At 60.6% G+C, this 21,280-nt stretch carries 15 protein-coding genes and 3 pseudogenes; 13 read left to right on the forward strand and 5 right to left on the reverse strand.

The features are described from left to right. The first annotated feature begins 162 nt into the window (after positions 1-162). Both P6U16_RS12415 and pyc read left to right on the forward strand, forming a co-directional pair. Entirely contained in the window at positions 163-903 is a 741-nt protein-coding gene (locus tag P6U16_RS12415) for a LuxR family transcriptional regulator (RefSeq protein ID WP_277700847.1), read from the forward strand. A 114-nt stretch (positions 904-1,017) separates the two neighbouring features. Further along, positions 1,018-4,475 (forward strand): annotated as a pseudogene (pyc, locus tag P6U16_RS12420) (pyruvate carboxylase). A gap of 50 nt (positions 4,476-4,525) precedes the next feature. Here the strand turns inward: pyc and P6U16_RS12425 are convergent. The 3 genes and pseudogenes from P6U16_RS12425 to P6U16_RS12435 form a co-directional block, all read right to left on the reverse strand. Then, positions 4,526-5,286: pseudogene (locus P6U16_RS12425) on the reverse strand (amino acid ABC transporter ATP-binding protein). Continuing rightward, positions 5,283-5,963 carry an amino acid ABC transporter permease gene (locus P6U16_RS12430; RefSeq protein WP_277700848.1) on the reverse strand — a complete coding sequence of 227 codons (681 nt, stop codon included), beginning with the start codon at positions 5,961-5,963 and terminating at the stop codon, positions 5,283-5,285. Before P6U16_RS12430 ends, P6U16_RS12425 begins: the two are co-directional and overlap by 4 nt. Positions 5,964-6,075: 112 nt before the next feature. Beyond that, on the reverse strand, positions 6,076-6,852 hold the full coding sequence (locus P6U16_RS12435) for an amino acid ABC transporter substrate-binding protein (protein ID WP_277700849.1): 777 nt from the start codon (positions 6,850-6,852) through the stop codon (positions 6,076-6,078). Positions 6,853-7,178: 326 nt separating this feature from the next. Between P6U16_RS12435 and P6U16_RS12440 the strand changes: the two genes are divergently transcribed. The 4 genes and pseudogenes from P6U16_RS12440 (at position 7,179) to ispG (ending at position 10,940) form a co-directional block, all read left to right on the forward strand. After that, complete coding sequence (locus P6U16_RS12440) at positions 7,179-7,961, forward strand: DeoR/GlpR family DNA-binding transcription regulator (protein WP_277700850.1); 783 nt, start codon at positions 7,179-7,181, stop codon at positions 7,959-7,961. Further along, positions 7,958-8,341, forward strand: a complete 384-nt coding sequence (locus tag P6U16_RS12445) for a VOC family protein (protein WP_277700851.1) — start codon at positions 7,958-7,960, stop codon at positions 8,339-8,341. Before P6U16_RS12440 ends, P6U16_RS12445 begins: the two co-directional genes overlap by 4 nt. A gap of 30 nt (positions 8,342-8,371) precedes the next feature. After that, positions 8,372-9,570: pseudogene (locus P6U16_RS12450) on the forward strand (MFS transporter). A gap of 116 nt (positions 9,571-9,686) precedes the next feature. Beyond that, positions 9,687-10,940 (forward strand): flavodoxin-dependent (E)-4-hydroxy-3-methylbut-2-enyl-diphosphate synthase, encoded by a 1,254-nt coding sequence (gene ispG, locus P6U16_RS12455; RefSeq protein WP_277700852.1) that lies wholly within the window; start codon positions 9,687-9,689, stop codon positions 10,938-10,940. A 3-nt stretch (positions 10,941-10,943) separates the two neighbouring features. Here ispG and P6U16_RS12460 read toward each other — a convergent pair whose 3' ends face one another. Then, positions 10,944-11,858 carry a polyprenyl synthetase family protein gene (locus P6U16_RS12460; protein WP_277700853.1) on the reverse strand — a complete coding sequence of 305 codons (915 nt, stop codon included), beginning with the start codon at positions 11,856-11,858 and terminating at the stop codon, positions 10,944-10,946. Between the two features lie 116 nt (positions 11,859-11,974). On the opposite strand from P6U16_RS12460, the gene mtgA reads away from it, so the two are divergent. The 4 genes from mtgA (at position 11,975) to P6U16_RS12480 (ending at position 14,422) form a co-directional block, all read left to right on the forward strand. Beyond that, positions 11,975-12,760, forward strand: coding sequence for a monofunctional biosynthetic peptidoglycan transglycosylase (gene mtgA, locus P6U16_RS12465; RefSeq protein ID WP_277700854.1), 786 nt, complete (start codon positions 11,975-11,977; stop codon positions 12,758-12,760). A 74-nt stretch (positions 12,761-12,834) separates the two neighbouring features. Continuing rightward, entirely contained in the window at positions 12,835-13,482 is a 648-nt protein-coding gene (locus tag P6U16_RS12470; protein ID WP_277700855.1) for a glutathione S-transferase family protein, read from the forward strand. A 150-nt stretch (positions 13,483-13,632) separates the two neighbouring features. After that, complete coding sequence (gene rpmF / locus P6U16_RS12475; RefSeq protein WP_158473426.1) at positions 13,633-13,818, forward strand: 50S ribosomal protein L32; 186 nt, start codon at positions 13,633-13,635, stop codon at positions 13,816-13,818. Positions 13,819-14,014: 196 nt separating this feature from the next. Next, positions 14,015-14,422 carry a hypothetical protein gene (locus tag P6U16_RS12480; protein WP_277700856.1) on the forward strand — a complete coding sequence of 136 codons (408 nt, stop codon included), beginning with the start codon at positions 14,015-14,017 and terminating at the stop codon, positions 14,420-14,422. A 49-nt stretch (positions 14,423-14,471) separates the two neighbouring features. On the opposite strand, the gene phaR is transcribed toward P6U16_RS12480, so the two are convergent. After that, entirely contained in the window at positions 14,472-15,053 is a 582-nt protein-coding gene (gene phaR / locus P6U16_RS12485; protein ID WP_277700857.1) for a polyhydroxyalkanoate synthesis repressor PhaR, read from the reverse strand. Between the two features lie 228 nt (positions 15,054-15,281). Here phaR and P6U16_RS12490 point away from each other — a divergent pair, with 228 nt between their 5' ends. The 3 genes from P6U16_RS12490 (at position 15,282) to P6U16_RS12500 (ending at position 21,276) form a co-directional block, all read left to right on the forward strand. After that, a complete protein-coding gene (locus P6U16_RS12490; RefSeq protein WP_277700858.1) occupies positions 15,282-16,463 on the forward strand; it encodes an acetyl-CoA C-acetyltransferase in 1,182 nt (393 codons plus the stop codon). Positions 16,464-16,589: 126 nt separating this feature from the next. Continuing rightward, positions 16,590-17,315: a beta-ketoacyl-ACP reductase gene (locus P6U16_RS12495; RefSeq protein ID WP_277700859.1), complete on the forward strand. Its 726-nt coding sequence runs from the start codon at positions 16,590-16,592 to the stop codon at positions 17,313-17,315. An 877-nt stretch (positions 17,316-18,192) separates the two neighbouring features. Beyond that, complete coding sequence (locus tag P6U16_RS12500; protein ID WP_277703834.1) at positions 18,193-21,276, forward strand: helicase-related protein; 3,084 nt, start codon at positions 18,193-18,195, stop codon at positions 21,274-21,276. The last annotated feature ends 4 nt before the right edge of the window (positions 21,277-21,280 follow it).

Genomic DNA, 21,280 nt, shown 5'->3' on the forward strand with positions numbered 1-21,280 from the left:
CTATTTTTCTGGCATCGCGGTTTTTCGCTGCGATGATCATGCGATCCTGTACTTCATCTCGGATTATCGCTGGTGCAACATGAATGGCCCCTGAACGGACCGTTTATGTTGCGGCGCACAGTGATCCAGGGCGTGCGGAATCAGACCGGGGAAGGGGACTTCGTGAATATTTCATTGCTGGTGCAGTTCATGGCACTGATGGACGAAATGAAAACCCGCAACGAGATCGTTGCGGAGTTTGAACGGGTACTTGACCGCTATGGCTTCGATTTCTACGGGATCGTACGTCAGCCCAAGCCCAATGAAGATCCGCTGAGCCTGCTTTTGGCCGGGCGCTGGCCGGAAGGCTGGCCTGAAATTTACATCAGCAAGAAATATGTGATCATCGATCCGACGATCCGCTACCTCGGCCACGCGCAGCGTGGCTTCCGCTGGCGCGATACGTTGGTTGCCTTCCGTTCCGACCCGCACCGAAAGCGCATGGAGCGCATGATGGTCGAGGCAAGAGGCCACAAGCTGCATGACGGCTATATTTTCCCTGTCCATGGCAGGCGGGGGCTGATGGGCAATCTGACGATCGGCGGACGCGTAGTTGATCTGAGTTCCGTCGAAATGGCCTTGTTCGACAGTATCGCCAAGAAGATCTTCTGGAAGCTGCTCGAACTGACCGACCCGGCTATCCTAGCTGAATTGGTATCGAGCGTCGATGTGCAGATGACGCGGCGTGAAATGGAAGCGCTCAACTATCTGGCCGACGGGATGACCTCTCACGAAATAAGCCGAATTCTCGACATTTCCAACCACACGGTCGATTGGTACATGAACGGCATCCAGGAAAAGCTCAAAGCCAAGAACCGTCATCATGTCGTGGCGCTGGCCTTTCGATTGGGGCTGATTTCCTGAGCCGACAAATCTTTGCGCGAGGCTCAACTCTCAAATTGAACTTCCGTCAATGAGGCGCTAATACTTCATATCGCGGTGCAGCATTTCCGTGTTTCAAGTCTTGAGGAGTCCGACTTGCCCATTTCGAAAATCCTTGTCGCCAACCGGTCCGAAATTGCCATCCGCGTTTTTCGCGCTGCAAACGAACTGGGCATAAAAACGGTTGCGATCTGGGCTGAGGAGGACAAGCTGGCGCTCCATCGCTTCAAGGCGGACGAGAGTTATCAGGTCGGGCGCGGCCCGCATCTTTCGCGCGATCTGGGGCCGATCGAGAGCTATCTTTCGATCGAGGAGGTAATCCGGGTCGCCAAGCTGTCCGGCGCCGATGCTATTCATCCGGGTTACGGTCTTTTGTCGGAAAGCCCCGAATTCGTCGATGCTTGCAAGGCGGCCGGTATCACCTTCATCGGCCCGACCGGCGATACGATGCGAAGACTTGGCAACAAGGTGGCTGCGCGCAATCTAGCCATCGAGATCGGTGTTCCGGTCGTGCCTGCAACCGAGCCGCTTCCCGACGACATGACGGTGGTCGCCAAGATGGCTGAGGAGATCGGCTACCCCATCATGCTCAAGGCTTCGTGGGGCGGAGGGGGCGCGGCATGCGCGCCATTCGCGATCCGAAGGATCTGTCACGCGAGGTGACGGAAGCCAAGCGTGAAGCGATGGCCGCCTTCGGCAAGGACGAGGTCTATTTGGAAAAGCTGGTGGAGCGCGCCCGCCATGTCGAAAGCCAGGTTCTGGGCGATACGCACGGCAATGTCGTGCATCTGTTCGAGCGCGATTGTTCGGTGCAGCGCCGCAACCAGAAGGTTGTAGAGCGTGCTCCGGCTCCCTATCTTAGCGAAGAGCAGCGCCAGGAACTGGCCAGCTATTCGACGCGTATCGCCAAGGCGACCAACTATATCGGCGCCGGCACGGTCGAATATCTTATGGATATGGACACCGGCAAATTTTACTTCATCGAAGTCAATCCGCGCATCCAGGTCGAGCATACCGTCACCGAAGTCGTCACCGGCATCGATATCGTCAAGGCGCAGATCCATATCCTCGACGGCTTTGCCATCGGCACGCCGGAATCCGGTGTGCCGAAACAGGAAGATATTCGGCTCAACGGTCACGCGCTGCAGTGCCGCATCACCACGGAAGATCCGGAGCAGAACTTCATTCCCGATTACGGCCGCATCACCGCCTATCGCGGCGCCACCGGTTTCGGCATCCGTCTTGATGGCGGCACGGCCTATTCCGGCGCGGTCATCACCCGCTTCTATGATCCACTCCTGGAAAAGGTGACCGCCTGGTCGCCGAGTCCGCAGGAGACGATCGCGCGCATGCACCGGGCGCTGCGCGAGTTCCGCATTCGCGGCGTGGCCACCAACCTGACCTTCCTTGAGGCGATCATCACGCACGAGAAGTTCAGGGACAACACCTACACGACGCGCTTCATCGACACGACGCCGGAGCTGTTCCAGCAGGTCAAGCGCCAGGACCGTGCCACCAAGCTGCTCACCTATCTCGCCGACGTGACCGTCAACGGCCATCCGGAAGCCAAGGGTCGGCCGAAGCCGTCGAAGGAAATCGCGGAGCCGGTTGTGCCGTTCACGCCCGGCGACATCAAGCCCGGCACCAAGCAGAAGCTCGATGAGCTCGGCCCGAAGAAATTCGGCGAATGGGTGCGGGCGCAGAACCGCATCCTGATCACGGATACGACGATGCGCGACGGCCACCAGTCGCTTCTGGCGACGCGCATGCGGACCTATGACATCGCCCGCATTGCCGGCACCTATGCCCGCGCCCTGCCGAACCTGTTCTCGCTCGAATGCTGGGGCGGCGCGACCTTCGACGTCTCCATGCGCTTCCTCACGGAAGATCCCTGGGAGCGTCTCGCCAAAATCCGCGAGGATGCGCCAAATCTTCTGCTGCAGATGCTGCTGCGTGGCGCCAACGGCGTCGGCTACAAGAACTATCCCGACAATGTCGTGAAATACTTCGTCCGCCAGGCGGCCAAGGGCGGCATCGATGTCTTCCGCGTGTTCGATTGCCTCAACTGGGTCGAGAACATGCGCGTCTCGATGGATGCCGTGGCCGAGGAGAACAAGATCTGCGAAGCGGCGATCTGCTATACCGGCGATATCCTCAATTCGGCCCGTCCGAAATACGACCTGAAATACTACACCGACCTTGCCGCCGAACTTGACAAGGCCGGCGCTCACATCATTGCCGTCAAGGACATGGCGGGGCTGTTGAAGCCGGCTGCCGCCCGCGTGCTGTTCAAGGCGCTGCGCGAGGCAACCGACCTGCCGATCCATTTCCACACGCACGATACCTCGGGTATTGCCGCGGCCACCGTGCTTGCGGCCGTCGAATCCGGCGCCGACATTGTCGACGCGGCGATGGATCTCGCTGTCGGGCAATACTTCGCAACCCTGCCTCGGCTCGATCGTCGAGGCCCTGCGGGGCACCGAGCGCGATCCGGATCTCGACCCGGAGTGGATCCGCCGCATCTCCTTCTACTGGGAAGCCGTGCGCCACCAGTATGCCGCCTTCGAAAGCGACCTCAAGGGTCCGGCATCCGAAGTCTACCTGCATGAGATGCCCGGCGGCCAGTTCACCAACCTCAAGGAACAGGCCCGTTCGCTCGGGCTGGAAACCCGCTGGCATCAGGTCGCCCAGACCTATGCCGACGCCAACCAGATGTTCGGCGACATCGTTAAGGTGACGCCGTCCTCCAAGGTCGTCGGCGACATGGCGCTGATGATGGTTTCCCAGGATTTGACCGTGGCCGACGTCGAAAACCCGGCCAAGGACATCGCTTTCCCGGAATCGGTCGTCTCGATGCTCAAGGGTGATCTCGGCCAGCCTCCGGGCGGATGGCCGGAAGGGCTGCAGAAGAAGGCGCTGAAGGGGAGAAACCCTATACGGTTCGCCCCGGTTCGCTTCTGAAGGCGGCCGATCTCGATGCCGAGCGCAAGGATATCGAAACGAAAATCGAGCGCGAGGTCAGCGATTTCGAATTCGCCTCCTATCTGATGTATCCGAAGGTCTTCACCGACTATGCGCTGGCGGCCGATACCTATGGTCCGGTGTCCGTCCTGCCGACACCGGCCTATTTCTACGGCCTTGCTTCCGGCGAGGAACTGTTTGCCGATATCGAGAAGGGCAAGACGCTGGTCGTGCTCAACCAGGCGCAGGCGGAAGTCGATGAAAAGGGCATGGTCAAGGTCTTCTTCGAAATCAACGGCCAGCCGCGTCCGATCAAGGTCCCGGACCGCAACCGTGGCGCCTCCAGCGCGATCCGCCGCAAGGCAGAGGCCGGCAACGCCGCTCATCTCGGCGCCCCGATGCCGGGCGTCATCTCGACCGTGGCCGTCACGGCCGGCCAGTCGGTCAAATCGGGCGATGTGCTCCTGTCGATCGAGGCGATGAAGATGGAAACGGCGCTGCATGCGGAAAAGGATGGCACCATCGCCGAGGTCCTGGTCAAAACCGGCGACCAGATCGATGCCAAGGATCTGCTGATCGTCTACGGGGCCTGAACAGAGCCTTATATTACTGAAAATGGCCGGGTTTCCGGCCATTTTCATGTTCAAATATCGTAGCTGTTCCCTGCACTGAGGGACGAAATGAACTTCTTCGTCCGCTCGCGCTCCGGCGTCTGGAAAATATTCCGGGGTGCGCCGCTTTCGACGATCAGGCCGCCGTCGAGAAACAGCACCTGATCGGCGACTTTTGAAGCCAGCCGCAAATCATGTGTCGCCATGATCATCGTCGTGCCTTCGCCCGCCAGCCGGTTCAGCACTTCGACGACCTCTTCCGCAAGTTCGGGATCGAGCGCCGAGGTTGGCTCGTCGCAGAGCAAAACCCGCGGCGAGGGGCAAGGGCCCGGGCAATCGCGACGCGCTGTTGCTGGCCACCGGAGAGCGTTGCCGGCCAGGCGTCCGCCTTGTGCGCCATGCCGACTTTCTCCAGAAGCTCCAGGGCGCGTGCCTTTGCCTTTCCCTTCGGCCATTTCAGGACCGTGACAAGCCCCTCCATCACGTTCTCGATCGCCGTCTGGTGCGGAAACAGCTGGAAATTCTGGAAGACCATGCCGGTCTGGCGGCGCAGGCGCTGGATTTCGGCCCAGCCGGTCTTTTTGTCTGGTGCGAATGTGATCTTTTCCTCGCCCAGCCGGATGGTGCCTGATGTCGGCGTCTCCAGCAGGTTGATGCAGCGCAGGAGCGTGCTCTTGCCGCCGCCGGAGGGGCCGACGAGAGCGGTGACCGTTCGTTCCGCGATCGTGACACTGATGTCCTTGAGCACGATATTGTCGCCGAAGCGCTTTTCGATATGGGTCAGCTCTATCATGTGCGCGCCTCCAGGAAGCCGCCATAGCGGGCAAAACGGCGCTCCAGCCGCACTTGCAGTGCAGACAGAACAGAGGAAAGTGCCAGATAGATCAGCGCCGCCTCGATATAGAGGATCAGGGGTTCATAGGTTGTCGCCACGATCCGCTGGGCTGCCTGAAAAAGCTCCGGCACTGTGATGGCAGCGGCGAGCGAGGTGTCCTTGACCAGCGATATGAAGGTATTGGACAATGGCGGAACCGCAACACGCGCCGCTTGCGGCAGCACGGTACGGCGCATCGCCTGACCCCAACTCATGCCGATCGAATAGGCCGCCTCCCACTGGCCACGCGGCACCGAGGAAATGACGGCACGGATGATTTCGGAGGTATAGGCGCCGATATTCAGCGTGAAGCCGATCAGCGCGGCCGGGAAGGCATCGAGCAGGATGCCGAGGCTCGGCAGGCCGTAGAAAATGACGAAGAGCTGGACGAGCAGCGGCGTGCCGCGGATCACCCAGACATAGAAGCGCACCAGTGCGACCAGCGGCTTCGGCCCGAACAACCGCGTGATCGCGACCAGGAGCCCGAGCGCGAGGCCGAGCGTGAAAGACAACAGCGTCAGCGGGATCGTGAAGACGAGCCCTGCCCAGAGCAGGGGCTGGAGCGAATCCAGCATGAGTTGCAGCCATGGGGGCACGGGAGGGCCTTTCGAAACGGGAATGATCCGCCCCGGGTAGCCGGAACGGATCAATTCTTATAGGGCAGTCGCGGGAGCCGTGAAACTGGTTCGGCTTGGTCGGGGCGTTGCTTTACTTCGAAACGTCAGCGCCGAAATATTTCTGCGAGATCGTATCGTAGGTGCCGTCGGCCTTGATCTCCGCCAGCGCCTTGTTGATGGCCTCGAGCAGTTCCGGTTCTTCCTTGCGGATGATGATGCCGGAATAATCGGCGTTAGGCTGTTCGGCGGCGATCTTTACCGGCGCGTCGGGCTTGTGCTTCTTGAAATCGAGGAAGGACAGGCTGTCATTGATGGTGGCATCGGCACGCCCGGTCAGCACCAGCTGGATCGACTGGTCGAAGCCGTCTGTTCCGATAAGCTCGGCACCCGCATCGGTAGCGATCTTGCCGAAATTGCTCGACAGCGACTGGGCCGCCTTCTTGTCCTTCAGGTCCGGAAAATCCTTTATTTCGCTGTTGTCCGCCTTGACGATCAGCACGGCCTTGGAGGCGATATAGGGCTCGGAGAAGTCATACTTCTTCTTGCGCTCCTCGGTGATGCCGACCTGATTGATCACGGCATCGTATCTGTTGGCGTCTAGGCCGGCGATCAACCCGTCCCACTTGCCCTCGAGGAATTCGGCTTTCACGCCGAGACGCTTGGCCACTTCCTGACCGATCTCGACGTCGAAGCCGACCAGGGCGCCGCTTTCGTCGTGATAGGTGAAGGGGGCATAGGTGCCTTCCGTGCCGATCTTCAGAACGCCGGCCGATTTGACGGCCTCGAGGTTTTCACCGGCAAAAGCGCTGCCTGCGGAGACAATCTGCGCGAATGCTGCGGCGGCGAGAAGTGTGTGAACCCATTTCATCGTGTTTTCCATTTTTCCGGTTGCGGCTTGGCCGCCAGGAGGCTTTCGGGGTCCGGCTCGGCTGCCGGAGTGCTTTAACAATCGCATGGGGTATGCGGCATGGCTGCGCATAAAACTTCAGTTGTGCGGTGCAGCAGCGAAAGGTTTTCCTAAAATCTTCGGCCAGACCGTAAACTTTGGCCCCTGTCGATCAAAATCAAGGCGCTTGCCGAAATTAATGGCGGCGCGGGGAAAGTTTCAGTGCGCCCCGGTATTGAATATCGGCTGAAATAGGGTATGCGTGTTTATACCGATTTAAGCTCATTTGTGCACGATTCGAGTCGACCATGCGGGCAGACCTGCTTTTGCGCGAACGACATGCCCTGATCCAGGATCGCCTTCGGCAATCAGGCCGCGTGCTTTCGGCAGAGCTTGCCCAGGAGTTGCGGGTGTCCGAGGATACGATCCGCCGCGATCTACGCGACATGGCATCCGCCGGTCTTTGCGAGCGGGTCTATGGCGGCGCACTCTCGCTTCCGACCGCGAGCACGTCCCTTGCCGAGCGCGTCACGGTCGCTCCGAAGCGCAAGGATATGCTGGCGAGAGCGGCCGTCGGTTTCCTCAAGGCCGGCATGACCGTGTTCATCGATGCCGGTTCGACCAATCTGGCGATCGCGCGAGCAATCCCTGCCGATCTGGAATTGACCGTCGCTACCAATACGCCCCTGATCGCCGCAGCTGTTATGGACAAGCCGGGGGTGACCCTGCTTCTCATCGGCGGCAAGATCGACCGGCAGGTCGGGGCGGCGATCGGTGCCAAGGCACAGCAGGATGTGTCCGTGCTGCGGCCCGATCTTTGTGTGCTCGGCGCCTGCGGCATCGATGTCAACGCCGGTCTGACGGCCTTCGGTTTCGAGGATGCCGAATTCAAGCGTTTCGTTGCAGGCCGCAGCACCTCTGTTCTGGCAGCCGTCACCAACGAGAAACTCGGCCTGCTCGGCTCCCATGCCGTCATCCCGATTGGTGAATGCGCAACGCTGGTGCTGGAGCACGACGCGCCCGCCGATACCGACAAAGCCTATGTGCAACGCGGCATTCATGTTGTCCGGTCTGAAAAGGGGATCGAATGAGAATTGCCCATGTCGCCCTGTGGACCGCCGATCTCGACAGGCTCTGCGCCTTTTGGGAAACCACCTTCGGTGCCGTTTCCGGCGTCCGTTACGAAAGCAGGAACCGGCCGGGGTTCGCGTCGCGTTTCCTGACCCTTAAGGGCGGTCCATCGATTGAGATCATGCAAGGGCCGTGGATCGCCGCACCGGATGCAATGCCGGAGCGTGCCGGTTATGCGCATATCGCCTTGTCCCTCGGCAGCCGCGAAGCCGTCGATGCATTGGCTGAAATTGCTGCCTCCAAAGATATTCTCGTTGCCCCTGCACGCATGACCGGCGACGGCTTTTATGAAGCCGTGCTGCGGGATCCCGACGGCAACCTCATCGAAATTACAGTCTGAATCCGGCAGCGGATCATCAGGGGAAAGTTTATGGATAGACCTATCGAAAATTCTGCAACGCCGCCTGCCGTCCGGCAGGGTTATATGCCTAAAAATCGTCTCGCGGTCTCCCTGCTGTTCCTGATGAACGGTTTCGTCACCGGCAGCTGGGCACCGAAGATACCGGAGTTCAAGGAGCGCCTCGGCATTGGCGAAAGCGTGCTCGGCCTGCTCATCCTGATGTTCGGCGTCGGCTCCCTTGTGCTGATGCCGATCGCCGGCGGCTTCATTGCGCGCATGGGGTCGCAGCGTGTGGTCAAGGTCACCGCCGTCATCCTTTCGCCACTGCTCCTGTTGTTGACGCTGGCTCCCAACGTTTGGACGGCTGTGCCGGCCATGTTCGTGCTTGGCGGCTTTGTCGGCGCCATGGATGTCGCAATGAATGCCAATGCGGTCGAGGTCGAGAAGTCGATGCGCCGGGCGATCATGTCGTCCTGCCATGCCTATTGGAGCCTTGGCGGCCTTATCGGCTCGGCAAGCGGCGGCCTGATCATGGCCCACCTCGGCGTGCTGCCCCATGCCATCTTCATCACGATCGCCTGCCTGCTGGTGTTGGCGATTGCCTGGCCGATGATCCACGCCGATCAGCCGCATCCCGATGCGGCAAAGAAAAGCTGCGGTTGCCGATGACGCCACTGCCCTGGATCATCGGCATCATCGCGCTGTTTTCCATGGTGCCGGAGGGTACGGTTCTGGATTGGGGTGCGCTTTATCTGCGCGACGAACTTGGGGCGTCGGTGGCCATGTCCGGCTTCGGCTTTGCCGCCTTCTCCGCCACCATGGCCATCATGCGCTTTGCCGGTGATCACGTCCGGGATCGCTTCGGGGCCGTCCGCACGCTCCGGGTCTGCACCCTGACGGCGCTGGTCGGTCTCGTTATGGCCGGCCTTGCTCCCAACGCCATCGTCGCCATCATAGGGTTTGCGCTGGCCGGCATCGGCATATCCAACATGGTACCGATCGCCTTTTCGGCCGCCGGCAACATGCCGGGGCTAGCGCCGGGCATCGGTCTGTCGGTTGCAACCACGATGGGCTATTCCGGCATGCTGTTTGCTCCATCCCTGATCGGATTTGTCGCGGAACATACCGGCTTTGCCATCGTCTTCGCCTGTGTGCCGGTGCTGTTCATCGTCGTTCTCTTGTTTTCCCGCCACGCCGTTCATGCGGACCAGACGGACGGAGGTCACTAGGCGGGTGTAGCGCACAGGTCATCAAATCGTCGTCAAACCATGATGTGGACGTTGACAAGCTGGCTGTCCTCATCCACCTGAGGAGCCGTTGTCCTATCAGCACTCAAGGGGCTTTCATGTCTTCCGCCTTCGATTTCGATCCGCAGCCGCGCCGTGCCACCGTTGCCGTCGATGTCGGCGGCGTCATCGTCGGCGGCGGTGCGCCTGTTGTCGTGCAGTCGATGACCAATACGGACACGGCCGATATCGATGCCACCGTCGCCCAGGTCGCGGCGCTGCACCGGGCCGGTTCCGAACTGGTGCGCATCACCGTCGACCGCGATGAAAGTGCTGCCGCCGTGCCGAAGATCCGCGAGCGGCTGGAGCGGCTCGGCCTCGATGTGCCGCTGATCGGCGACTTTCACTATATCGGCCACAAGCTGCTGGCCGACCATCCGGCCTGTGCCGAAGCCTTGGCGAAATACCGGATCAATCCCGGCAATGTCGGCTTCAAGGCCAAGAAGGACAAGCAGTTCGCCGCGATTATCGAGCGCGCCATCCAGTTCGACAAGCCGGTCCGCATCGGCGTAAACTGGGGCTCGCTCGATCAGGAACTGCTGACCCGGATGATGGACGACAATCAGGCCAACGGCTTTCCGCTGACGGCGCAGCAGGTGATGCGCGAGACGATCGTTCAGTCTGCGTTAATTTCCGCCGAGCTGGCGGAGGAAATCGGTCTACCGCGCAACCGCATCATCCTGTCGGCCAAGGTCTCGAATGTGCAGGATCTGATCGCCTGCTATGCGATGTTGTCCGGCCGCACGAACCATGCGCTGCATCTTGGGTTGACCGAAGCGGGCATGGGTTCCAAGGGCATTGTATCTTCAGCCGCATCCCTCGGCATCCTGATGCAACAGGGCATCGGCGATACGATCCGCATCTCGCTGACGCCCGAGCCCGGTGGCGACCGCACCCGCGAGGTGCAGGTGGCGCAGGAATTGCTGCAGGTTATGGGCTTTCGCCAGTTCATTCCGGTGGTCGCGGCCTGTCCCGGCTGTGGCCGTACCACGTCGACCGTTTTTCAGGAATTGGCCCAGAAGATCGAGGGTGACATCAGACGCAACATGCCGGTCTGGCGGGAAAAATATCCCGGCGTCGAAGGCCTCAAGGTCGCCGTCATGGGCTGCATCGTCAATGGCCCCGGCGAAAGCAAACATGCTGATATCGGCATTTCCCTGCCCGGAACCGGCGAGCTTCCCGCCGCGCCCGTCTATATCGACGGCAAGAAGGCCATGACGATCCGCGGCACCAACATTGCCCGGGATTTCGAGGCTCTGGTCAACGATTATATCGAAAAGCGTTTCGGCCAGGGACAGGCGGCTGCCGAGTAGCGGTCAGCTTTTCCGGTCGGCGACGAAATGGGCCGTTTCGATGAGGATGTCGGCGCTGGCGCCAAAGGGCTCCAGAAGGGCCGTTGCTTGGCCCACCAGCCGGGCCAGCTCCGTTTGTGCCCAGGACTGACCGCGTAGCGATACGAGCGTGCCCTTGCCGCGCGCAGCATCCTTGCCGGTTGCCTTGCCCATGGTTGTCGCATCCGCCGTCAGGTCGAGCAGATCGTCGGCCAGCTGGAAGGCAAGGCCAATGGTTTCGCCATAGGTGCGCATCAGGCGCCGGTTTTCGGCATCGGCGTTGGCGATGATCGCGCCGGCTTCGCAGGCAAAGCGGATAAGCGCACCCGTCTTCATAGCCTGCAGCGTGATGATGCCGGCTTCATCCGGCGTGCTCGTCTCTGCCGCGAGGTCGAGCGCCTGCCCGCCGGCCATGCCGCCGATACCGGAGGCGCGGGCCAGCGCCCGCACGAGTTCCGTCTTCTGGCGGTCCGGCAGCGGCGTTTCCGGCGCGGCGATAATGTCGAAGGCAAGTGTCAGCAGGCTGTCACCAGCCAGGATTGCCGAAGCCTCGTCGAAGGCGATATGCACGGTCGGCTGCCCGCGTCTAAGGGCGTCGTCGTCCATCGCCGGAAGATCATCATGCACCAGCGAATAGCAGTGCACGCATTCAAGCGCTGCGGCAACGCGCAGGGTCGCCTGCGGCTCGCCGCCGAGAAAGGCCGCCGTTTCCATGACAAGGAACGGGCGAAGTCGCTTGCCGCCGTTCAGCACCCCGTGGCGCATGGCGGCCATCAACCTTGCCGGCCGTGCAATCTCGTCGGGCCGCGTTTCCGCGGACAGGATCTCGATCAGGCAAGCCTCGACCGCCGCGGCATTGGTTTTCAAACGTTCCTGGAACAGGCTGGTGTTGTCGCTCATGGCGCGCTCTTTGGCACGACTGCCGGGATGCTGGCAACGGCATTTATCCGGGCACAACTCTTGATGGGCAAGGTGTTCCTGCAGAAAAGGCGTTCAACTTTTGCCGCTCTTGCTCTATGAGAACCATTGGGATCATCAGGCGGGCGCTTCATAGGGTGGATATTGTACCGGAAACTCGGGACGAGAGTGACGTGCAACCCAGCCGTCGGACGGGATTGATGCGTGGCCTGCGTGCCCGCTGGCGAAAGCTGGTCCTGATTTTCATCGCGCTTCTTGTGCTGCCCTATGCGCTGATCATTCTCTACGCGCCAAGTTTCATCCATCCGATTTCGACGCTGATGCTGCGCGACCTCTTACTGCTTCGCGGTTATGACAGGCAATGGGTCTCCTTCGAAGAGATATCGCCTAATCTCGTGCAATCGGTGATGATGTCCGAGGACGGGCAATTCTGCATCCATGCCGGTGTCGACTGGGTGCAGATGCGCAGCGTCGTCAATGAGGCACTCGAGGGCGAATCGACCCGCGGCGCCAGCACGATCCCGATGCAGACGGCGAAGAACCTGTTTTTGTGGAACGGCCGGTCCTTCGTGCGTAAGGCCATGGAACTGCCCTTGGCCGTTGTTGCCGACTTCGTCTGGAGCAAACAGCGCATGATGGAACTCTATCTGAATGTCGCCGAATGGGGGCCGGGCATTTACGGCGCCGAAGCCGCAGCACAGCATCATTTCGGCGTCTCCGCCTCCAAGCTGTCGCGCCGGCAGGCCGCGCTGCTCGCCGTTTCGCTGCCCAATCCGATAGAGCGCAATGCCGGCAAGCCGGGGCGGGGCTTGCGGCGGCTTGCCGGGGTCATCGAGCGCCGCGCCGGGCGTTCTGGCGAATATATCAAATGCCTTTATGAGTAGGATCAGGCCTTTTCATTGACTCTGATGTCTTCGTGTCCCTAAGATTTGCCCAAGCATCAGCACGGAGAAAACCATTGAGCGAACTCGTCCTTTACATCGGCAACAAGAACTACTCTTCCTGGTCGCTGCGCCCCTGGCTTGCGCTCGAAGGCTGCGGCGTGCTGTTCAAGGATGTGGTCATTCCCTTTGATTTTCCGGCTGGAAATCCGGAAATTCGAAAGATTTCGCCAACTGGCCGCGTGCCGGTGCTCTATCATGGTGAGGTGCGCGTCTGGGAATCGCTTGCGATCATCGAATATGCCGCGGATCTGTTTCCGCAGGCAGGCCTCTGGCCGCAAGACATCGAGGCGCGGGCGCTGGCGCGCAGTTATTGCATGGAAATGCTCTCGGGCTTCCGGTCGCTACGCAACGCCTGCCCCATGAACATCCGGCGCGAGATCCGTGCGATCGACCTTCCCGATGGCGTCATGGATGATGTCGCGCGCATCGAAACCATCTGGCGCGACGCGATTGCCCGGTCCGGCGGCCCGTTCCTGTTCGGACGGTTTAGCGCCGCCGATGCCATGTTTGCACCGGTGGTCAACCGCTTCGAGATCTATGAACTCACCAGCGATCCGACCTCTCTTGCCTACATGAGCGCCGTGAAGACCCATCCCGCATTTCAGAAATGGCAGGCGGCCGCTCTTCAGGAAACATGGATCGTGCCCGAAGACGAAGCCTGAGCTTGGTGAGAGTCGAAAAAATCGAGGCGGGGACTGGTCAAACCCGTGGCGGGCATGTATAAGCCCGGCAAATTCCGAGATTGACAACTGTTTGTCCCGGCCGCGTGACTGGCCGCTCAACAGTGTTTTGCCCGATAAGTGGAGTATAAAATGGCTGTACCGAAAAGAAAAACAAGCCCGTCCAAGCGCGGCATGCGCCGCTCCGCTGACGCGCTGAAGTCGCCGACCTACGTCGAAGACAAGAACTCCGGCGAACTGCGCCGTCCGCACCACATCGACCTGAAGACCGGCATGTATCGCGGCCGTCAGGTTCTGACGCCGAAGGAAAGCGCATAATCTGCGCTTGACATCAGGGCAAGAGACAAGAGGGCTGGCTTTGCCGGCCCTTTTTGTGTCCGGATGGCTGTTTGCAGCCGGTCAGGGCTTGGCGCGGGTGAACACTGCCCAACTGCGCCATCTTCTTGACCTGAAACCTACTGTATGGAACAGCTATGCGCGTCGTTCGTGCGTGACAACGGGAGCCTGTGTCCAGATGATTGCCGCCATTCCGCTGCTGATCCTACCCTTCGCGCTCTACAACATTGCCATGACCGGCGTTTTCGGCGGTGGCGGGATCGCTGTGCTGGACAGCCAGGTCATGTCGTTGTCGATGCTGTCGGGCGCCACATGGACGATGAGCTTCGGCGATCTCCTGATCGTCATCGCCCTTGCCCTCCTGTTCGTCGAAATCCTGAAAGCCACGCGCACCAGTTCGAAGACGCTGATGGATCATCTCCTGTCCATGGTGCTGTTCATCGTGTTCCTGGTCGAGTTTCTGCTGGTCGGAAATGCTGCCACCCAGATTTTCTTCATCCTGATGATGATCAGCTTCATCGACGTGATCGCCGGATTTTCCGTCTCGATGCGCACGGCCGGACGGGATGTTTCCATCGGCCTGTAACGGATCGGGATAAGTCGCGCATCCGGCTTCGAATGCGCGATCTTTATCATCAGCCGAGATTTTCCAGCTTGGCTTGAAGCGCCCGCATCTGCTCTTTCAGTTCGTCAATATCCTTGGCTTCCGCCTTGCGGGTCTCCTTCGCCTGTGGTGCAGCGGCCATGAAGGGCGAAAACATCTGCATTGCCTGGTGGAAAAGGTCGGTGTTGCGCCGGACGTGTTCCTCAACCATTTGCAAGGGAACGCTGAAATTCTTGCCAAGCGGCGTATCGCCGAAGGCCTTGTTGATCTGCTCGCGCATCTGCACCTGCTGATCGGTAAAGGCCTGCATCGAGTGTTCGAGATAGCTCGGCACGACCATCTGCATCTGGTCGCCGTAGAAGGAAATCAACTGGCGCAGGAAGGATATCGGCAGAAGCGTGTTTCCGGTCTTCGACTCCTGCTCGAAGATAATCTGCGTCAGCACGGAGTGCGTGATGTCGTCGCCCGATTTCGCGTCCTGAACAGTGAATTCCTCTCCCTTTTTCACCATTACCGCGAGATCGTCCAAAGTCACATATGTGCTTGTGCCGGTGTTGTAGAGCCTCCGGTTCGCATATTTTTTGATAACGATCTGGCCGTCATGCTTTGCCATGTGGGGTCTCCTCCTCCCATGTTCCCGTCTTTATTGTACTTTTCAGAGTATCCGCAAAAAAACCGTTCTGACAATCTCTTTGTGCAATGCGGCGACGCAGGTGCGAAGTTTGGTTTCCGCCGTAGATTGCACTCCCCAACAAACGCCCGTCACATTATCGCGTTTGACTTGCGCTGCGAGCTTTGCCAGTCTCGCCTCAGCGTAAAAAGAAGAACGAGGAAACAGACCATGAGCAATCCCTCCATCGTGATCGCCAGTGCGGCCAGAACAGCCGTCGGCTCCTTCAACGGCGCCTTTGCCAATACGCCTGCCCACGAACTCGGTGCTGCGGTGATCAAGGCGGTGCTGGCCCGGGCCGGCGTCGATGCCGCCGAGGTCGACGAGGTTATTCTCGGGCAGGTGCTTTCCGCCGGCGAGGGACAGAACCCGGCCCGTCAGGCGGCCATGAAGGCCGGTATCCCGCAGGAGGCGACAGCCTGGGGCATGAACCAGCTTTGTGGCTCCGGATTGCGCGCCGTCGCGCTCGGCATGCAGCAGATCGCCACCGGCGACGCGAAGATCATCGTTGCCGGTGGCATGGAATCCATGTCCATGGCTCCCCATTGCGGTCATCTGCGTGCAGGCGTGAAGATGGGCGATTTCAAGATGGTCGATACCATGATCAAGGACGGCCTGACCGATGCCTTTTACGGCTATCACATGGGAACGACAGCGGAAAACGTCGCCAAGAAGTGGCAGTTGTCGCGCGACGAACAGGATCAGTTCGCGCTTGGCTCGCAGAATAAGGCCGAGGCCGCGCAGAAGGCTGGCAGTTTTGCGGACGAGATCGTTCCCTTCATCGTCAAGGGCCGCAAGGGCGACGTCACCGTCGATCAGGACGAATATATCCGCCATGGCGCGACGCTGGAATCGATGACCAAGCTGCGCCCGGCCTTTGACAAGGAGGGCACTGTCACCGCCGCCAACGCCTCCGGCCTCAATGATGGTGCCGCGGCTACGCTGCTGATGACAGAAGCGGAAGCGGCACGCCGCGGCATCACGCCGCTTGCCCGGATCGTCTCCTGGGCAACGGCTGGCGTCGATCCGCAGATCATGGGCACGGGCCCGATCCCGGCGTCGCGCAAGGCGCTGGAAAAGGCCGGTTGGTCGGTCAGCGATGTTGAGCTGGTCGAGGCAAACGAGGCCTTTGCGGCGCAGGCCTGCGCGGTCAACAAGGATCTCGGCTGGGATCCGTCTATCGTCAACGTCAATGGTGGCGCCATCGCCATCGGTCACCCGATCGGCGCATCCGGGGCCCGCGTCCTCAACACGCTTCTGTTCGAAATGAAGCGCCGTGGCGTCTCCAAGGGGCTGACCACGCTCTGCATCGGCGGCGGCATGGGTGTTGCCATGTGCGTCGAGCGCATCTGAGAAGGAGAGCCGACTTAAAATAGATCACCTCACGGCAAAACGCCGGAGGGGTTTCGCAAATGGCTTCGCCCGTGTTTGACGGGCGGGCCATGGCAAACGACCAACAATTCATCGGGGAGTGAATCAATGAGCAGGGTAGCACTGGTAACGGGCGGAACGCGTGGCATCGGCGCCGCGATCTCGATCGCGTTGAAGACGGCAGGATACAGCGTCGCGGCAACCTATGCCGGCAATGACGAGAAGGCGCAGGCTTTCAGCAGCGTCACCGGCATCGCCGTCTTCAAGTGGGATGTCTCCGACTACAAGGAATGCGTCGCCGGCATCGCGTCGGTGGAAGCGGCTCTCGGCCCGATCGAAATCCTTGTCAACAATGCCGGCATTACGCGCGATGCCATGTTCCACAAGATGACGCCCGAACAATGGGGTGATGTCATCGGTACCAATCTTACCGGCCTGTTCAACATGACGCATCCCGTCTGGTCGGGCATGCGCGACCGCAATTTCGGCCGCGTCATCAATATCTCCTCGATCAACGGCCAGAAGGGCCAGATGGGGCAGGCAAACTATTCTGCCGCCAAGGCCGGCGATCTCGGGTTTACCAAGGCGCTCGCCCAGGAAGGTGCCGCCAAGGGCATTACCGTCAATGCCATCTGCCCCGGCTATATCGGCACGGAAATGGTGCGCGCCATCCCGGAAAAGGTGCTGACCGAGCGGATCATTCCGCAGATTCCGGTCGGTCGCCTCGGCGAACCGGAAGAAATCGCCCGCTGCGTCGTCTTCCTAGCATCCGACGATGCCGGTTTCATCACCGGTTCGACGATCTCCGCAAATGGCGGCCAGTTCTTCGTCTGACGCAGTCTTCACCATGCTTTCAAAGGGCGCTTTCGAGCGCCCTTTTCATTTTCTGCAGTGCGCAAAGGTTAACGGCGCACCGGAAAGCTACGGCATCACGCCAGTTTATCCACTGTTTCCTATGGTTAACCAATTGTAATTCCACATCATATAGCGATGAACAAACCGTGAAAACCCTTATGTCGGTGATTCATCGCCGATTCGTTCCTGCTTTGGCTGAGAGGTTAACGGCAACTTGTTTCGGCCCATCTGCTGCGCGATCGGAGTGTTTTGTGAAACACCACTGCGGCGATGGGAATCCGGCAAAATTCTGCTCCCGTGCGTTGCTCGAAAAGACGTAGCTCCCACTACATCTTGTGTTGGAGCGAGCGAAAGGTCCATGAGGCTCGCGATTCGCCGCTGAATCATCCCGAGAAGGCACGAAGTGTTAATTTCGTTCGGAATCGATCCTGCTGGCGCGTCGTCGAGGGTTGAATTTTCCTAAATTTTCCAGAGTCTTGGATTCCGAATCCCGCAGTCGAAGCTGACGCTTTGGTGAGATCTGCCGGTCCAATCGGCGGGAGTCACCAACGACAAAAACTCCGATTCAGCATGTGGTGCGAATCCGACTTTCGATATCAATATATAGCGGTGAACAAACCCTGAATCCGGTGGAGTCAATGATTCGTCGCTGATTCGTTCCGTGACTGTTCCGAATCTCTCTTAAGTGCCCTCCGTGGGCGTTGAGAAAGGGTGCCGCCGACCCACTATGTTGTGGTCCAGCCCTTGCCTTTGCGCGCTTGCATGGTCATGTGTGCTGCTTCTGTTGCACCGGGCTCGCGCGTGGGTGGCAATGGGGCCAGACAATGCCGGGATGAGAGACGTGCGTGACAAATCGATGATCCTGAGCGGCCGCGGCGTGACCGCGGTGCTCGGACCGACCAATACCGGCAAGACGCATTACGCGATCGAGCGCATGGTGGCGCACGAGAGTGGCGTCATCGGCCTGCCGCTGCGCCTGCTGGCGCGCGAGGTCTATACACGTGTCGTCGAGAAGGTCGGTGTGCACAATGTTGCGCTGATCACCGGCGAGGAAAAGATCACCCCGCATATGGCGCGCTTCTCGGTCTGCACGGTCGAGGCCATGCCGCGCGATACTATGGCCTCCTTCGTCGCGATCGACGAGGTGCAACTGGCCGGCGATCTCGAGCGCGGCCATATCTTCACCGACCGTATCATGCATTTGCGCGGACGCAGCGAGACCTTGCTGCTTGGCGCATCCACCATGCGGCCAATCCTGGAGCAGTTGCTCCCCGGCATCACCGTCGTCGAGCGGCCGCGGCTATCACAATTGCTCTATGCCGGCTCGAAGAAGATCACACGCCTGCCGCAGCGCACCGCCATCGTCGCCTTTTCTGCCGAAGAGGTCTACGCGATCGCCGAGCTTATTCGCCGCCAGCGGGGCGGTGCCGCCGTCGTTCTGGGCGCGCTCTCGCCGCGCACCCGAAACGCGCAGGTGGCGCTCTATCAGGAAGGCGACGTCGAATATCTGGTTGCCACCGATGCGATCGGCATGGGGCTCAATCTCGATGTCGATCATGTCGCCTTCGCGCAGGACCGCAAGTTCGACGGTTACCAGTTTCGCGATCTCAATCCCGGCGAAATGGCACAGATTGCCGGCCGCGCGGGGCGCCATGTGCGCGACGGCACGTTCGGTGTCACCTCGCGGGTCGAGCCGTTCGACAAGGAACTGGTGCACCGGATCGAATCACATCAGTTCGATCCCGTTCGCGTGCTGCAGTGGCGCTCCAAGGCGGTGGACTTCGCCTCTATCGCGGCACTGAAAAAGAGTCTTGAAGTGGCGCCCACCGTGCATGGCCTGACGCGGGCGCTGCCGGCCATCGACCAGCAGGCGCTGGAGTATCTGTCGCGTTATCCGGAGGTGGCTAGCGTCGCCACCACGCCCGAGCGTGTCGAAAAACTCTGGGATGCCTGCGCTTTGCCGGATTATCGCCGCATTACCCCTGCCCAACATGCCGATCTGATCTCCACCATCTATGCCGATCTCGTGCGTCGTGGCACAGTGAACGAGACTTTCATGGCGGAGCAGGTTCATCGGGCCGATCGGACCGATGGTGAAATAGACACGTTGTCTGCACGTATTGCGCAGATTAGAACGTGGACGTATGTGTCGAACCGTCCTGGATGGCTTGCCGATCCGACACACTGGCAAGAAAAGACGCGGGAAATCGAAGATCGATTGTCCGATGCCTTACATGAAAGGTTGACGAAACGGTTCGTTGACCGCAGGACATCTGTGCTTATGAAGCGCCTGAGAGAGAATGCGATGCTGGAAGCTGAAATCAGTGTGAATGGGGATGTCTTCGTCGAGGGACATCATGTGGGGCAGTTGGCCGGTTTTCGGTTCAGCCTGGCCGCAGGGACGGAAGGCTCCGATGCGCGTGCAGCGCTCGGCGCGGCGCAGAAGGCGCTTGCGCTTGAGTTCGAGGCGCGTGCAGCGCGGCTGCATGCCGCCGGCAACAGTGATCTCGCGCTCGCCTCCGATGGCTATGTGCGTTGGCTGGGCGAGCCGGTGGCGCGTCTTGCGGCAAGCGACCATGTCATGCGTCCGCGTGTTATCCTGCTCGCTGACGACCAGCTCCAGGCCAATGCTCGCGATCACGTCGTTGCCCGCATCGAGCGCTTCGTCAATCATCACATCTCCACGGTGCTGAAGCCGCTCGACGATCTGTCGCGGGCCGAGGATCTGGAGGGTCTTGCCAAGGGTCTGGCTTTCCAGCTCGTCGAAAACCTCGGCGTGCTCTTCCGTCGCGATGTCGCCGACGACGTCAAGTCGCTGGACCAGGAGGCGCGTGCCTCGATCCGCCGCCACGGCATCCGCTTCGGCGCCTATCACATCTTCATGCCGGCGCTCCTGAAGCCCGCGCCTGCCGAACTGATCACGCTGCTCTGGGCGCTGAAGAACGACGGCCTCGACAAGCCGGGCTATGGCGATCTGATCCCGGTGCTTGCTGCCGGCCGCACCTCCGTCGTCACGGATCCGACCTTCGAGCGTACATTCTACAAGCTCGCCGGCTTCCGCTTCCTCGGAAAGCGTGCCGTGCGCATCGACATTCTCGAGCGCCTTGCCGATCTCATCCGTCCGCTGCTGCAGTGGAAGCCGGGCTCGGCCACGCGTCCTGACGGCGCCTATGATGGTCGTCGCTTCACTGCGACCACGGCCATGCTGTCCATTCTCGGCGCGACGCCTGATGACATGGAAGAAATTCTGAAAGGCCTCGGCTACCGCGCAGACAGCGTCAAGGCCGAAGAAGCAACCGCATTCCTGGCCGCGCAGGCCGGTTCGGCCGCCGCGCCTGCCGAGGCTGCTCCCGTCGAAGCCGATGCGGACAAGGCCGACCACGACGATGCTGATGCATCTGCCGAAGAGCCGGTCAGCGAGCCAGTTGCCGAAGTAACCGCCGCTCCAGATGCGCCCGCCGAGACGGAAACGACCGAGGTGGCTGCGGAGACGGCGGCGCCGGCAGAAGCCAGCGAACCTGTCGAGCCAAAGCCTGTACTCCTCTGGCGTCCAGGTAGCCGCAATGACAACCAGCGCACCGGTGGCCGTCCACAGGGTGATCGTCGGGGTTCCGGCAATCGTGCGCCGCAGGGTGAAGCACGTCGTGAAGGCGGTGAGCCGCGCCGCGAAGGCGAAGGTCGCCGGGAAGGCCGTGACGACAACCGCAAGAGCGGCGGCGGCCGGCCGGATCATCGCGCAAAAAGCCGTGACGGAAAGCCGCAGGGCGGCCAGCGTCCTGACAAGGGCGAACGGCAGGATCGTCCCGACCGCAACGACCGCGGCCCGAAGCCGCAGCAGGCCGCCAAGTTCGAGGCGCGTCCACCGCGCAAGGAAAAGCCGCTCGATCCGGATAGTCCTTTCGCCAAGCTCGCTGCCCTGAAGGAGCAGATGAAGAAGTAAGCTC

This window comes from Rhizobium sp. 32-5/1 (assembly GCF_029537235.1).
Classification (GTDB): Bacteria; Pseudomonadota; Alphaproteobacteria; order Rhizobiales; family Rhizobiaceae; genus Pararhizobium.

What these genes read in the sequence shown, in the direction of transcription:
- P6U16_RS12480 (WP_277700856.1), top strand. Translation starts at nt 14,015, where the DNA reads ATGATTGCCGCCATTCCGCTGCTGATCCTACCCTTCGCGCTCTACAAC.
- P6U16_RS12435 (WP_277700849.1), bottom strand. Translation starts at nt 6,852, where the DNA reads ATGAAATGGGTTCACACACTTCTCGCCGCCGCAGCATTCGCGCAGATT.
- P6U16_RS12440 (WP_277700850.1), top strand. Translation starts at nt 7,179, where the DNA reads ATGCGGGCAGACCTGCTTTTGCGCGAACGACATGCCCTGATCCAGGAT.
- P6U16_RS12490 (WP_277700858.1), top strand. Translation starts at nt 15,282, where the DNA reads ATGAGCAATCCCTCCATCGTGATCGCCAGTGCGGCCAGAACAGCCGTC.
- P6U16_RS12445 (WP_277700851.1), top strand. Translation starts at nt 7,958, where the DNA reads ATGAGAATTGCCCATGTCGCCCTGTGGACCGCCGATCTCGACAGGCTC.
- P6U16_RS12460 (WP_277700853.1), bottom strand. Translation starts at nt 11,858, where the DNA reads ATGAGCGACAACACCAGCCTGTTCCAGGAACGTTTGAAAACCAATGCC.
- ispG (WP_277700852.1), top strand. Translation starts at nt 9,687, where the DNA reads ATGTCTTCCGCCTTCGATTTCGATCCGCAGCCGCGCCGTGCCACCGTT.
- P6U16_RS12495 (WP_277700859.1), top strand. Translation starts at nt 16,590, where the DNA reads ATGAGCAGGGTAGCACTGGTAACGGGCGGAACGCGTGGCATCGGCGCC.
- phaR (WP_277700857.1), bottom strand. Translation starts at nt 15,053, where the DNA reads ATGGCAAAGCATGACGGCCAGATCGTTATCAAAAAATATGCGAACCGG.
- rpmF (WP_158473426.1), top strand. Translation starts at nt 13,633, where the DNA reads ATGGCTGTACCGAAAAGAAAAACAAGCCCGTCCAAGCGCGGCATGCGC.
- mtgA (WP_277700854.1), top strand. Translation starts at nt 11,975, where the DNA reads ATGAGAACCATTGGGATCATCAGGCGGGCGCTTCATAGGGTGGATATT.
- P6U16_RS12500 (WP_277703834.1), top strand. Translation starts at nt 18,193, where the DNA reads ATGATCCTGAGCGGCCGCGGCGTGACCGCGGTGCTCGGACCGACCAAT.